Raw genomic sequence first — 12812 nt, forward strand, 5'->3', positions numbered from 1 at the left:
AGCATGAGGTGGAGGGCCGCCCATCACGCCCGACAGATACGATAAGTGACCGACATGACACATTTTCTCGACATCAACAAAACCGCGCCTTCCGATTTGAGGCAGATGATTGATACGGCCCGTGCCATGAAAGACGCCCGCGCCGGGCGGCCCAAAGGCATGGCCGATGATGCGCAGCCGCTGGCCGGTCATATGGTGGCGTTGATTTTCGAAAAGCCCTCAACCCGAACCCGGGTCAGCTTCGATGTTGGCGTGCGGCAGATGGGTGGGCAGACCATGGTCCTCTCGGGCACCGATCTGCAGCTTGGCCATGGCGAGACCATCGCGGACACCGCCAAAGTGCTTAGCCGCTATGTCGATCTGATCATGATCCGGACCTTTGAAGAGGATGTGCTGCTGGAATTGGCCGATCACGCGACGGTGCCGGTGATCAACGGGCTGACCAACCGGTCGCATCCGTGTCAGATCATGGCCGATGTAATGACCTATGAGGAACATCGCGGGCCGATCAAAGGCAAGAAAGTTGTCTGGACCGGCGATGGCAATAATGTCTGCGCCAGCTTTCTGCATGCGGCGGGGCAGTTTGGCTTCGATATGACCTTCACCGGGCCGGAGACGCTCGACCCCGAACGGGTGTTTATCGAAGAAGCCCGCGCCAAGGGGGTTAATGTCGAGATCATCCGCGACCCCGCCCGGGCGGTGGAAGGCGCGGACCTGGTGGTCACCGACACATGGGTTTCGATGCATGACAGCCAGTCGACAAAAGAACGGCGTCACAACCAGTTGCGCGGCTATCAAGTCAATGAAGAGTTGATGCGCCACGCCCAGGATGACGCGCTGTTCATGCATTGCCTGCCCGCCCATCGGGAGGAAGAAGCGACCAGCGCGGTGATGGACGGGCCGCATTCGGTCATTTTCGATGAGGCCGAAAACCGGTTACATGCGCAGAAGGCCGTTTTGCGTTGGTGTCTGGGCGTGTGAGCCGCCGCCCGCCGCCCTCCAGCAATATCGCGCAGAACCCTGCGCTCGCAGTCCTGTTCATTTTGGCCGCGACGGTTTTCATCGCCGCCACCACGCTTTTGGCGAAAGCGCTTGGCACCGACGCGCTCGGGCCGGCGCTGCATCCGTTGCAGGTCAGCCATGGGCGGTTTCTGTTTGCCTGGATCGCGATTGTCGCCACCGTCGCGGCGCTGCGCCCGCGTCTGACGTGGCCAGATTGGTCGAACCATATCGCCCGCACGGTTTGCGGTTGGGGCGGGGTGACGTTGATGTTCGCGGCAGCCGCGCTCATTCCGCTCAGCGATGCCACCGCAATCAGCTTTCTGAACCCGGTTTTCGGCATGATCCTGGCGATCCCACTTTTGGGAGAACGGGTCGGCCCTTGGCGCTGGCTGGCCGCCGCTATTGCCTTTGCGGGCGCGCTTCTGCTGATCCGACCTGGGGCGGAAGCGATCCAACTGGGCGCAGTTCTGGCGCTTGGAGCTGCGATGCTGATGGGGTTGGAACTGATCTTCATCAAGCGGCTTGCCGGGCGTGAGCGCCCGCTTCAGGTGCTGTTTGTCAACAACTCCCTTGGCCTGGTGATCGCGAGCCTGGCGGTGATCGCCGTCTGGCACCCGCCGACGCCTGCGCAATGGGCGGGGCTGGCCGGGCTTGGGGTTGCCATGGCCTGCGCGCAGTTCTGTTTCGTCAATGGCATGGCGCGGGCGGATGCGAGTTTCGTCACGCCCTTCACCTATATGACGCTCGTCCTCGCGGCGCTCTACGACCTCGTCATTTTCGACGTGATGCCAGACGCGATCAGCATCGGCGGCGCGGCGATCATCGTCACCGGCGCAGCGCTTCTGGCCTGGCGTGAGGCTGTCCACCGACGGTAAGGCCTCAGGCAAATCTCGTGCTATCTTCGGTCGCGCTCTGCGCCGCATGAAACGCGGCAAGCTGCGTCTCAACCCGCTTTAGGCTGCCGGGCCGGTAAGGTTTGAACCCCGTCGCCTTCGCTTCCTTAGACCACCGTTGATAGACCGCCGGATGCAGCTCCTCCATCCGCTCCGGCCCCTCCCGATCTTCCAACCGCATCCGCATGATCCGCTCAACGAGGCTTTGACGCCGCTCGGAATGATTATGCAGCGGCCCCATTGGGTTTTCTTTCCGCGCGATCGCGGCAAGAGCCTTCGGATCAAGCGCCAACCCTGCTTCTGCCGCCCCTTCTGCGATCCAACGCAGCGTGATGCTCGACAAGTCAAGAATGTCGCCACCCCCGCCGACCGAGCCGTGATCGCCTGCAAAGAACCGCTCCTGATACGGCGCATCATCCGTCATCGGCCCGCCGTTTAGCCGCTCCAAATTGTCCCATCGGGTTGGGCAGAACGACGGGCGGCGTTCATCCAACGCGATTGCATGGCGGGCCATGCGGACAAGCCGGGTCAAATCCGCGTCATGGAAGCGGAACTTGTCGCGATTGAGCACTGGGGCCAGCGCGAGATGTTTGGGCACCCCCAAAGCGCCGACAGTGTCCCAAACGCCGAGATAGGCCAGCCGCAGAAGCGGTGCCTCGGGCATACCGGCGTCGCGCCGATGTGCCGTCTCGGCTGCGCTTGTCACCACCCGCAAGGACGCGTTGGACCGAAAATCGAAACTTTCCGGCGTCGAGGGGTGCGTGGTCGGGTCCCCCTTGCGCCGATAGCGTTCGACCGCCTCCGGTATCTTGTGAAGCCGATCGCGATCAACAATGCCAGTGCATCGGATAAACCCGGCAAGCGACCGTGCGGTATAGGCGCCGCGGGAGAAGCCGAAAATGAAGATTTCATCGCCAGGTTCATAAAGGAACACGAGATGGCGATAGGCCTCAATGATATTGGCCATCAGGCCCCAACCAAAGGCCCCGCCAAGCACCTTATCCGCCCACCGAGACAACCGGGTGACGCCTTGCCCGGTCCCGACACCCTGAATATAGATCGGCACCTGAACCACCCCGTCAGGTCCAAGCGGGGCCATTGCCGCGGCCAGCCGCACCACATTGGTTGGGGTCTGACTGTCCGACCTGTTCCAGGTCCCGTCGCAGAACACGGCGATCCGTTTCATGGCTATCCCTCCGTTCGGCGGTGCGCCGTTGAGGACAAGATAGCCTGTTTACACCAGAAAATCGGCAGGAAATCCCGCACCCCTCATGGGAGGGCAAAGGCGGCCTCGCCCGCCTCGGCCAAAAGCGGTCCAATCTCGTCAAGCGCGCCAGAGTTGACCGCAACAAAAACCGCCCGCCCGGCTTCAAAATCAAGACCCATGACAGCGAGCCAGAAGGTGTTGGAGCCATCATGCGCCAGACGCCCCGAGGTCATGCGGCTCCATCCCATGGCATAATCCGTGCCGTCTGGTGGGGTCTGCAAGACGTGCCAACTCTCCGCACTGAGATAGCGGCCATCCCGCATCAAATGCGCCCGGAGATAGGTCAGCATATCCTCAGCATTCATATGCACCGTGCCCGCCGGACCGAAGACCGGCGGGTTGTCGGGGCCGGTCACCGGATCGGCGGCCCTTAGACGGCCCCAAAGCCCAGCGCGGTGACCCCAAGGCTGGTTCTCCGAGGTGAGGTAACCCGGCGGGCCAAATCCGGGGCTGTTCAGGCCAAGCGGTTGAAACAGTTCCGCCGCGATCAACGCTTCCCAAGATGTCTCCGCGGATACGGCCAGCATCTGACCCGCCAGCATGTAGCCCATATTGGAGTAGAGGAAATCGCCTGGGTTCCCGGCCAGGGGCCAGCTCACCACATCGTCGGCCAAGGCCTGCCGGTCGGTGTGATGGCTCTCGGCCGACCAATCGCGCGGCAGATTTATCATCCGCCACATACCCGGATTGGCCGCGATGCCCGCCCGATGGGTTAGGAGCACCTCCAATGTGGCGCCCGCGCCGGGTGCGTCGGGCCGGCCCAGAACCACACCAGCGGTATCGTCCCAAGCGATCACGCCGCGTTCGACCAAGCGGGCCGCAACAGTCGCGGTCATGGATTTGGTGAGCGAACCCAAATGCCAAAGATCATCCCGCTCAATCAGGTCGTCCCGACCGGTGATCCGAACACCGGCCACGGCCCAATCCAACCGGTCGGCCTCCACCAGGCCCACAACGGCGCCCGGGATCAGAGCATCGGCCGCCAGCCCGTCGGCCAAGCTTTGCAGATCGTCGGCAAGGGTCGCGCTTGTCATCATGCTTCCCATCACCAGACTTGCCAAAGCCGCTTTCATGATTTCAGCCGATATCCCGTCTTGAACCACCGCCAGCCCAACGCAATCACCGCCAGACTCGCGCCCGAGGCCACGGCCAAACCCAGCCAGGGCGAGCTGTCCGAGGTGCCCAGGACCCCATATCGGACCCCGTCGATCAGATAGAACACCGGGTTCCAATGGGTCAGCGTGTTGAGCCAACCGGGCAATGCCTCAATCGAATAAAAGGTGCCGGAGAGGAAACTCAAGGGCACGACGATGAAGTTGGTGATCGCGGCGATCTGGTCGAATTTCTGCGCAATGATGCCCGCGACGATGCCGACCCCGCCGAGGAAGATGCCGCCCAGGACAACGAAGGTGAACGCCCAAAGCGGATGCGCGACGCTCAGCCCGATGATCGGGAACATCACCAGGGTCACGGCCAGCGCCACCAAGACACCGCGCACAACGCCGCCGATGATATAGCCCACGACCAGTTCCAGAGGGCTAAGCGGCGGCATCAATGTGTCGACGATATTGCCCTGAACCTTGCCGATCACGATTGAGGACGAGGTGTTGGCGAATGCATTCTGGATCACCGTCATCATCAAGATACCCGGCGCGATGAAATGCAGGAAGCTGACACCCATCACATCGCCGCGCTGCCCACCAATCGCCAGGCTGAAGATCAGGATAAAGAGCCCGGCGGTGACCAGCGGCGCCAGAAGCGTTTGCGTCCAGACCACCACAAACCGCATCACCTCGCGCATCGCCAATGTGTAGAGGCCAAGCCAATTGACCCGGCCGAAACGGCGCACGCCCATGCCGGTTTGCATCGCTTTGGGTGGGCTGTCCATCATTCCGCGTTTCCCCGCCTTGTGTCCGCCCGCAAGGGCACGATAGGATAGGGCTTCCAATTCGCTGGTCCCGGGCCCATATGCAAGGGCCGTGGCGCACCGAGCCATGTGCAAAAACGAGCAGGAGGGGCAAGGATGTCCTGGACCGACGAGCGCGTCGAGATACTCAAGAAGATGTGGGGCGAGGGCCAGTCGGCCTCGCAGATTGCCAAGGAATTGGGCGGCGTGACCCGCAATGCAGTGATCGGCAAGGTGCATCGCTTGGGCCTGTCGAACCGGACCACCAGTGGTGCTGCGAAACCCGCCCCCGCGAAGGAGGCCGCAAAACCGGCGGCCAAGGCCGAACCGGCCGCGCCGAAGCCTGCGCCCAAACCCGCCGCGACCACGGCCGAACCCGCCTCACGCCCCTCGAACGTGACCCCGCTTCGCAAACCGATTGTGCCCGCGGGGCAGCCGCTGCCGCCGCAGCCTTCGGCCAATGAGATCAGCCCGGAGGCCTTGGCCAAGGTCAATGAAGTTGAAAAGCATGCCAAGCGCATCAGCCTGATGGAACTGACCGAGCGGACCTGCAAATGGCCCATCGGCGACCCGGCGACCGATGATTTCTATTTCTGCGGCCTGCCGGTGCAGCAGGGCAAACCCTATTGCGAGGCGCATGTGGGCGTAGCGTTTCAGCCGATGTCGTCGCGCCGCGACCGGCGCCGTTGAACACCCGGCCAGCTCCTCTAAAAGAGAGCTGGCCAAACCCCTCCAAGACTGAACACCGCGACGTCCAAACGAGTTAAACCGGAACAATTCGGCTCGCGACAAACCGGGCGGCAATTGCATAGCCCCAAATTGCACCCTAGCCTCGCCAAAGTAAGCGGGGCTTTTCTTTTGATCACATTCGACATCTTCCAATTTCTGTTTGGCGGCGTGAATTGGCTGTTCTCCGGCCCTTTTCTGCTTTGGCTTCTGTTGAGTTTCGCCACGCCCTACGGACGCATTTGGAAAAACGAAGCCGACCGGAAACGCATCGTCGGATTCCTAGCGCAAGATCGTGGCAAGACACGCTATGCCCGAGTCATGCGCCGCAGTCTTGACTGGATCGACGCGCGGCTTTCGGCGCCGGAACAGGCCGCCGAGTTGCCGGCCTGGCGCGTAGCCTGGAGCCAGACCCTGCTAATGGTTGTATCGGGACTGGCCGTCTTTTACCCGCTGGCCGCATTGGTCGTGCAATGGCTGACTGCTGGGCCGATTACTTTTGGCACGATCGAGGTGTTCGCCGCAGGAACGCAATGGGATCGCGGGGTCATCGCTGCAATACACTTGGCGGCCGTGACCCTTTGTATCATCGGTGGCGTGATAAAATCGCGGCTGCGCTTTGCATTGTTTCTTGCCGCAGCCTTGATTTTGTATCTGCCGCTTTTGGCCCCCGAGGCCTTGAGGCTCAGCGCCGAGAACACCGTCGCCGTGGTATTAGTAGCAACATTCGCAGTCGCACTCTCGGGCGCAGTCACAGTCGCAGTCGCACTCACAGCCACATTCGCATTCGCATTCGCAGTCGCATTCACCGTCGCACTCTCAGTCGCATTCTCAGTCGCAGTCGCATTCGCAGGCGCATTCGCATTCGCAGGCGCATTCGCATTCGCAGGCGCATTCGCAGTCGCAGGCGCAGGCGCAGTCGCAGGCGCAGTCGCGGTCACGGACCTCGAACGGCGGCGGGGCCCAACACCTGTGTTCCGGTTGCTGTTTTCATGCGCGCTTTTGGCTTTTCTGAGTGTCGCAATTGGCCTCGGCTTTCCCCGCAATGGGGCGGCGTTCGCCGCCCAGGCCTATGTCATCCTGTTCTTTGGCGCATTCCCACTTCTGAACCTTCTGGCCGATTTTGCATCTATCGGGTTGACCCGGCATTTGCTGCGGCGCGGGGTTGAGGCCTGGGCGCCGGGACGCGCGCTCTGGGACCTGCTCGGCGGCATGGCTATCTTTGCGCTTCTGGGTATGGCGATGATTTCCTGGGTGCATTTCGTGCGCTTCCCCGATGGTCAGGCGCTGTTCGACCTGCCGGGATTTTTCGACGATATGGCGCACGGCCAGGGCAGCTATGGGTGGTTGGGTTTCATGCTCCTGACAACGCTTTTGCCGACGTTGCTGCACCTCGCCATCGGGGTACTGACGCTTGGACTGTCGTACCCGGCATGGGTGCGCGCGCCGATTGCCCACCTATTGGCGGAAGGCGAACACAGCGACACCGCCGGCTGGTTGGGCAGCCTGCTCTTTTGCGCGTTGATCACGCTGTCGGTCTGGGTGGTTGTGGTGCTGGTCACTCTGGGCCTGCGGCTTGATCAAGGCTGGATGCTAGACCAGATTGTGAACGGCTTTGCCGCCTATGCCCAGTTGATTGGCGCGATATGAGACATTTGTTGAAGATGCGTACGCGCCGTGCCGGTTTGTGAGGCACAGGATCAGCGGCAATCCCGCCTGATCTCACGGTCCAACAGACCGGTTTCGACCAACATGCAACGGTTGCGCGCCTCGTAGTAATAACCGCGCGCATACCAGCCGACCGCCGTGTCGTAATCGCCATCCGAGAGCAGCCAAGCGCCACGCAGGTAGCGCACGGCGTAGCGCAGATTGGTTTCCGCATCGAGCAGTTCGGAGGCCGGACCGCGATGCCCCATGGTGCGCGCGGTCTGCGGCAGGATTTGCATCATCCCGTAATAGGGGCCGTTCCGCGCGGCCGGTCGATAGTCGCTTTCGCGCTGGATGACGCGGTGAACCAAGGCCGCCGGCACGTCGTTGCGGGCCGCGTATTCATTGACCAAGGCTCGGATTTCCGGGGTCTCATTGGGGTAAAGCGGCGGTTCCTGCCCGGTGATAGTGGCCGGGCCACGGCCACAGGTGGCAACGAGAGACAGAAGCGCGAGGATCAGGATAACACGGGTCATGCCCCGCGCCTTAGCCGAGTGCCATCGTTCTGGCCAGAAACAATCTTGTGGGGCGGCGGCGGCCCGCCGATCAATCGAAGAGACGGCGCAATTGCTCTTCCGCCTGTTCGCGCAGCCGTTGCTCCAAGGCGTCCTCAACCTCCTCCTGGCTTTGACCCTCTTGGATGTCGAGGCCCAACGCGTCGCTGGCCTGATCACGGATGCTTTGCTCCAACCGCTCTTGTTCCTCTGCCAGACGCGCACGGGCCTCGGCTTCCAGGCGTTCGCGCTCTTCGGCCAGTTCCTGTTCGGCGATAAACGCCAGATCGGGGCGGAAGCTGAGATCGGCCCAGGGCCCGGTGATCAGAAGCGGCACGGAAATCCCACCACTGCCATCGGCCCCCTGCATCACCCCGGGGATGACACGGTAATTGAGGGTCTGTGCGCCGATATCGGCCTCCCCAGCCCCAGTGACCTGCCCCCAGGGTGCCGCCAGCACCAGGTCGTCGTTCTGGAGTACGCCCGAGGTGATCGCAAAGCTGGCATTGAGGCTGTCGAACACCGTCCGTTGCCCCTCGCCCTGGAAGGAGGGGTCGAAGTTGCGGATCATACCCGCCAAATCGAAGCCCAGGATTGCGCCTTGGCCAAATTGCACTTGGCCGGCGCCCTCGAGGCTTTGCATCAAGCTGGCGACATCATTGCCAACGCCGAGGACATTGATTGCCAGATCGCCACGCCCCTCGAGCCGGTCATATCCCGCCAATTCTTCCATCAACGGGCGCAGCGACACATCGCGAAACGCCAGATCGGCGCGCGTCGAGAGGCCGCCGCGGCCATTGACCACAACCGTCCCGCTCATCGCGCCGTCATAGGCGCCGACCCGGCGAAACTCCAAGACCAGTCGGCCTTGGTCGAGCCGGGCGAGAAGATCAACGCCATCCAAATTGGCCAGGCCCAGATCGAGGCGCGCAAGTGCCAGTGTGATCTCGGCATCCAGGGCAAAGAGCCCGCTCACATCAATCGGGTCACGGGGCCAGCCGCCGGTTGTAGCGCCGTCGCTGGACCCGCCCTCTGTTTGCTCGCCTTGCGCACCACCGGTCAGTGCACTCAGATTCCACTCCTCCCCCTGGATTGCCCCGCGCAAGCTGGGGCGATCCTCACCGGGAAGGAGATCGAGATTGGCGGTCAGCACATGATCATCGAGTGTGAGGCGGCCTTGCCGGAGATGCATCGAGCCCTCGCTGGCCAGGGTCACATCACCCGCCACGGCAATTCGATCCCGACCGAGGCCATACGGCAAATCCGGTGCTGGCTGGCCGATCACCGCCAGAAGCGGCCCGAGATCCTGCGCCTCGAAATTCAGTTGCCCGTCCATTGCCGGGCTGAGCCCTGCGCGCCCGTCAAACGCGGCGCTGCCGCCGTCCCACTCCAAAGAGAGCGTCAACGGGCGCACCTCGCCCTCCAAAAGCGCGGCAATGCCATCAATGCTGGCCTCAAACGCAATCTCGCTGCCATTGACCACACTGCTGGCCTCGAGGCTGCCCCGGCCACCGGCCTCGGGCAGGCGCAGAGTAAGGTCCAAGTCTTCTGCGCGCAGGTCTTGGCCGCTGGCTTGGTCAAGATAGCGCAGATTGGCGTTCCGGATTTCGGCGGCGTCAAAACCGAGCGTGCTGAGGAGTCCGCCGCCGCTCGATGCCTCCCCCGAAGTGGGGTCCGTGGGGGTCGTCTCGGTCACGCCGTCTTCGCCGAAATCCCAGTTCGCCCGGCCATCTGCAGCACGGATAAGAGTGATCTCGGGGGCGTCGAGCACGGCCTCTTCAAGGCGGATTTCCCCGGACAGGAGCGCAGACCAACTGACCCCCACTGTCACCGACTCCGCTGAGAGTAAGCTGCCCTCGTCAAGCCAGTCCGGGTTGCCGATCTCCAAGCCTTCCACCCGCGCGCCCAAATGCGGGATCAACGTAGGTCGGATGCGCCCGGTGACCGCGACCCGTCGGTCGGTGGCCTGCTCCAACCGGTCGGTGACCAGCGCCGCAATCCGCTCCGTCGGGATTGCCAAAAGCGACCCCATGGCGATCAGGCCGAGCACCACAAGCGCGAAAACTGTCCGAATGACCCACCGCATAAAACGCCGCCTCCTCTTTTGCCCGAAGACTAGCCCGATGTGGCCCAGCCGAACAGTCCCTGCCCTCAGCTTGCAGGGGGAAATTCAGGCGAAACTGCTAGGCACATCGGTGTACTATTTCGCGCTTCAAAGTTGGGGTAAGGTGCGACACGCAAACTTCCAGATACGCTCCACATGGCGTATCTGGAAGTGTTTCAGATGATTCTTTTTCGTTTGTCCGAAGTCTGCTGCTTGGACGGTGCCTTGAGGCGGTACGAACAGCCTTTGTCTATTGCTCAAAGTGACTGACGGTGTTGAGGCGTCGCCTGCTCGGCCGTTGGAGGCGGAGGCACGTCAGGCCGACCATATCTTTGCAGCACCGTTCCTGACCACACTTGCAGCTGCTAAAGTGCGGTCTACGCGGGCATGGATGTCTTCTTGGCGCTAGACGCTTGCTGACCGACTATACTGACGATCTCTGTTGGCCATCGAATGACGAGAGTGCAGCTTTCTTACAATCACAGTTGGCCAGCTGCGTATTTACGTGCAAGCCACCGACCGACAATGTGGCTCAACGGGCCGATAGAGCCAGCAGGTCCCGGCGAATCATAGCCGAGCACCCGATAGTCTTCTCGATAGAACAAGGCGACCAGAGCCCTATCTTTGTTTGAGGGCTTCACATTTTTTGACGCCGCTCTTTTCTCGTGGCCAATTGTCAGACCGCGTCCGATAGGCAATGTGTCGGTGAGCCAGTCACGGACCTTTTCCATGCCGTCCTCAAGTCGGAAGACCTTTGTTTCTTGGTCGATATAAAGGTGTTGTGGCCGAAAGTGGCCGTCCATGAAATTGGGGTCCGCTTCATATGCAGCAAGACAGATGCGCAGCCAGCGCGAAAAGCCAATCCGCCCAAGGAGCTTTCGCCGCCAGTTGCGCTGTGACTGATATCGATACTCGCTCACGATCCGTGCCATTGGATCGCGCACGATAACGAAGCGAAGTGTATCCGGCGAGATTTGATCGCAAACCTCGGGCAGGGTTCGATGCTGCGGCGAAACGCGGTTCTGCGGATCAAGATGACCGCCTTTTCGACGCCATTTTTGAGTCCATCCGTTATCAAGCAATTCAACGGATTCAGCGTGTGGCGTCAGAAACTCTTCAACAGAAGAACCACCAGTTTTGGGTATGTGCCCAAAAAAGACAGATCGGTCGGCGAAATGAAACAACGGCATAGGGTTTCACTAGCAGCTATTGTGAAGCGAGCAAGAAGCAATTGGTAAGCATTATGGCCGTACTTGGCTACGTCAAGTCGCTAAAATGAAACAAGAAGACGGTCGCACATGACCCCAAGCAGGCCTTTTTCAAAGTCAGAAGCAGACGGGCGGCGCACTCTCGTTAAGATGTTTCGCAGCGAGGAAGACCTAGACGAGTTGCGACGCCTAATGGAATAGGCCGTGATCCACTGCGAGATCACAATGACCGAGAAGTCGAAGTGCTGGAAGGCGCCTAGTTCAAGTCGACTGGTGGCCTTATTGTCCTGAGTACGGCAGCATACATTGCGCCGTGGCCATGACCCCCTTCGGAAGATATCGCCCCCGTCCGCCAAGCGCGGCGCATGCCTGTGGCGCGTTGGCCGATTGGGCGATAGTTTCGGCGGAGATACGGAGGCGCGGATGCTGACATTGGACCATATCGCGATTGCTTGCGCCGATTTGACGGTGGGGGCCGCCTGGGCTGAGACGGCTTTCGGCGTGCCGCTGGCGCCCGGCGGCGTGCATCGGGAGATGGGCACGCATAATCGGCTGCTGTCACTTGGCCCCGAGGAATATCTCGAGGTCATCGCGATCAACCCCGATGCGCCCGGACCGGCGCAGCCCCGATGGTTCGATCTGGACGATTTCGCGGGCCCCACACGCCCGCGGGCCTGGATCGCCCGAGTGCCTGACCTCGACGCAGCACGCGCTGCCGCGCCAGACGGTGTCGGGGTGCCTTGGTCGCTCGCGCGCGCTGATCTGCGTTGGCGGATGGCGGTGCCGCAGGATGGCAAACTGCCCTTCGACGCCCTGTTCCCCGCCTTGATCGAATGGGAGGGAGAGGCGCATCCGGCCCCGCGCCTGCCCGATCACGGTGTGCGGCTGACCAAACTCATCCTGGCCCATCCAGACGCAGAGGCTTTGCGCGCGGCGCTTGCCCCGCTATCTGACGATCCCAGGCTAGAGGTGATCGCCGCCGAAACGCCGTATCTGAGCGTCGTGTTTGATACCCCAAACGGCCCGCTCACCCTATGATCCGCTCGGCCTCGCCCATCGACGCGCCCGCGATTGCGGATATCTGGAACCGCATCATCCGCGACACGGTGATGACCTTCACAACAGCGGAGAAAACCGCGAACGGCCTGGCGACGGCAATGGAAACGCAGCCATTCTTCGTCAGCGAGGCCGAAGGCGTCATCACCGGGTTTGCCACCTATGCGCAGTTCCGCCCAGGGCCAGGCTATGCCTTCACCGTCGAGCACTCGATCCATATTGCCGATCACGCCCGCGGGCGGGGTCTGGGCCGAGCGCTGATGGGGGTTCTGGAGGATCACGCGCGGGTCCAAGGCATGCATTCGATGATCGCCGGGATCTCGGGCGAGAACCCGTTCGGCGTGTCGTTTCATACGGCTCTTGGCTATGTCGAAGTCGCGCGCCTGCCACAGGTTGGGCAGAAGTTCGGGCGCTGGCACGATCTTGTGCTGATGCAGAAATTTCTCTGA

The 12812-nt window shown here is 61.8% G+C and carries 12 protein-coding genes; 6 read left to right on the top strand and 6 right to left on the bottom strand.

Translation table 11 applies throughout. From position 1 onward, the window contains the following. The first annotated feature begins 54 nt into the window (after nucleotides 1-54). Together argF and QTA57_RS02475 are read left to right on the top strand one after the other, a co-directional pair. Nucleotides 55-981 carry an ornithine carbamoyltransferase gene (argF, locus tag QTA57_RS02470; RefSeq protein WP_290153395.1) on the top strand — a complete coding sequence of 309 codons (927 nt, stop codon included), beginning with the start codon at nucleotides 55-57 and terminating at the stop codon, nucleotides 979-981. Beyond that, nucleotides 978-1877 carry a DMT family transporter gene (locus QTA57_RS02475; RefSeq protein ID WP_290153396.1) on the top strand — a complete coding sequence of 300 codons (900 nt, stop codon included), beginning with the start codon at nucleotides 978-980 and terminating at the stop codon, nucleotides 1875-1877. The genes argF and QTA57_RS02475 overlap by 4 nt, the downstream gene beginning before the upstream one ends. Before the next feature lie 4 nt (nucleotides 1878-1881). On the opposite strand, the gene QTA57_RS02480 is transcribed toward QTA57_RS02475, so the two are convergent. From QTA57_RS02480 to QTA57_RS02490, 3 genes are all read right to left on the bottom strand, one after another. Beyond that, nucleotides 1882-3081 (bottom strand): DUF2235 domain-containing protein, encoded by a 1200-nt coding sequence (locus QTA57_RS02480; RefSeq protein ID WP_290153397.1) that lies wholly within the window; start codon nucleotides 3079-3081, stop codon nucleotides 1882-1884. 83 nt (nucleotides 3082-3164) lie between these two features. Further along, entirely contained in the window at nucleotides 3165-4196 is a 1032-nt protein-coding gene (locus QTA57_RS02485; RefSeq protein ID WP_290153398.1) for a serine hydrolase domain-containing protein, read from the bottom strand. 35 nt (nucleotides 4197-4231) lie between these two features. Further along, entirely contained in the window at nucleotides 4232-5053 is an 822-nt protein-coding gene (locus QTA57_RS02490; RefSeq protein ID WP_290153399.1) for an ABC transporter permease, read from the bottom strand. A 132-nt stretch (nucleotides 5054-5185) separates the two neighbouring features. Here QTA57_RS02490 and QTA57_RS02495 point away from each other — a divergent pair, with 132 nt between their 5' ends. Together QTA57_RS02495 and QTA57_RS02500 are read left to right on the top strand one after the other, a co-directional pair. After that, complete coding sequence (locus QTA57_RS02495) at nucleotides 5186-5758, top strand: GcrA family cell cycle regulator (protein WP_145212397.1); 573 nt, start codon at nucleotides 5186-5188, stop codon at nucleotides 5756-5758. A 168-nt stretch (nucleotides 5759-5926) separates the two neighbouring features. Further along, a complete protein-coding gene (locus QTA57_RS02500; protein WP_290153400.1) occupies nucleotides 5927-7444 on the top strand; it encodes a hypothetical protein in 1518 nt (505 codons plus the stop codon). A 50-nt stretch (nucleotides 7445-7494) separates the two neighbouring features. Here the strand turns inward: QTA57_RS02500 and QTA57_RS02505 are convergent, their stop codons facing one another. The 3 genes from QTA57_RS02505 to QTA57_RS02515 all read right to left on the bottom strand — a co-directional run bounded on the left by QTA57_RS02505 (nucleotide 7495) and on the right by QTA57_RS02515 (nucleotide 11289). Beyond that, nucleotides 7495-7977, bottom strand: coding sequence for a lytic transglycosylase domain-containing protein (locus QTA57_RS02505; RefSeq protein ID WP_290153401.1), 483 nt, complete (start codon nucleotides 7975-7977; stop codon nucleotides 7495-7497). Between the two features lie 70 nt (nucleotides 7978-8047). Beyond that, the gene (locus tag QTA57_RS02510) at nucleotides 8048-10081 is read right to left on the bottom strand and encodes an AsmA family protein (RefSeq protein ID WP_290153402.1); all 2034 of its coding nucleotides are present in this window, start codon (nucleotides 10079-10081) and stop codon (nucleotides 8048-8050) included. Nucleotides 10082-10578: 497 nt separating this feature from the next. Then, entirely contained in the window at nucleotides 10579-11289 is a 711-nt protein-coding gene (locus QTA57_RS02515; RefSeq protein WP_290153403.1) for a sulfotransferase family 2 domain-containing protein, read from the bottom strand. Nucleotides 11290-11730: 441 nt separating this feature from the next. Here QTA57_RS02515 and QTA57_RS02520 point away from each other — a divergent pair, with 441 nt between their 5' ends. Beyond that, nucleotides 11731-12345: a VOC family protein gene (locus tag QTA57_RS02520; protein ID WP_290153404.1), complete on the top strand. Its 615-nt coding sequence runs from the start codon at nucleotides 11731-11733 to the stop codon at nucleotides 12343-12345. Further along, nucleotides 12342-12812, top strand: coding sequence for a GNAT family N-acetyltransferase (locus tag QTA57_RS02525; RefSeq protein WP_290153405.1), 471 nt, complete (start codon nucleotides 12342-12344; stop codon nucleotides 12810-12812). Before QTA57_RS02520 ends, QTA57_RS02525 begins: the two co-directional genes overlap by 4 nt.

The organism is Fontisubflavum oceani (genome assembly GCF_030407165.1).
Classification (GTDB): Bacteria; Pseudomonadota; Alphaproteobacteria; order Rhodobacterales; family Rhodobacteraceae; genus Rhodophyticola; species Rhodophyticola oceani.

What these genes read in the sequence shown, in the direction of transcription:
- argF (WP_290153395.1), top strand. Translation starts at nt 55, where the DNA reads ATGACACATTTTCTCGACATCAACAAAACCGCGCCTTCCGATTTGAGG.
- QTA57_RS02485 (WP_290153398.1), bottom strand. Translation starts at nt 4,196, where the DNA reads ATGACAAGCGCGACCCTTGCCGACGATCTGCAAAGCTTGGCCGACGGG.
- QTA57_RS02520 (WP_290153404.1), top strand. Translation starts at nt 11,731, where the DNA reads ATGCTGACATTGGACCATATCGCGATTGCTTGCGCCGATTTGACGGTG.
- QTA57_RS02495 (WP_145212397.1), top strand. Translation starts at nt 5,186, where the DNA reads ATGTCCTGGACCGACGAGCGCGTCGAGATACTCAAGAAGATGTGGGGC.
- QTA57_RS02525 (WP_290153405.1), top strand. Translation starts at nt 12,342, where the DNA reads ATGATCCGCTCGGCCTCGCCCATCGACGCGCCCGCGATTGCGGATATC.
- QTA57_RS02480 (WP_290153397.1), bottom strand. Translation starts at nt 3,081, where the DNA reads ATGAAACGGATCGCCGTGTTCTGCGACGGGACCTGGAACAGGTCGGAC.
- QTA57_RS02490 (WP_290153399.1), bottom strand. Translation starts at nt 5,053, where the DNA reads ATGATGGACAGCCCACCCAAAGCGATGCAAACCGGCATGGGCGTGCGC.
- QTA57_RS02505 (WP_290153401.1), bottom strand. Translation starts at nt 7,977, where the DNA reads ATGACCCGTGTTATCCTGATCCTCGCGCTTCTGTCTCTCGTTGCCACC.
- QTA57_RS02515 (WP_290153403.1), bottom strand. Translation starts at nt 11,289, where the DNA reads ATGCCGTTGTTTCATTTCGCCGACCGATCTGTCTTTTTTGGGCACATA.
- QTA57_RS02510 (WP_290153402.1), bottom strand. Translation starts at nt 10,081, where the DNA reads ATGCGGTGGGTCATTCGGACAGTTTTCGCGCTTGTGGTGCTCGGCCTG.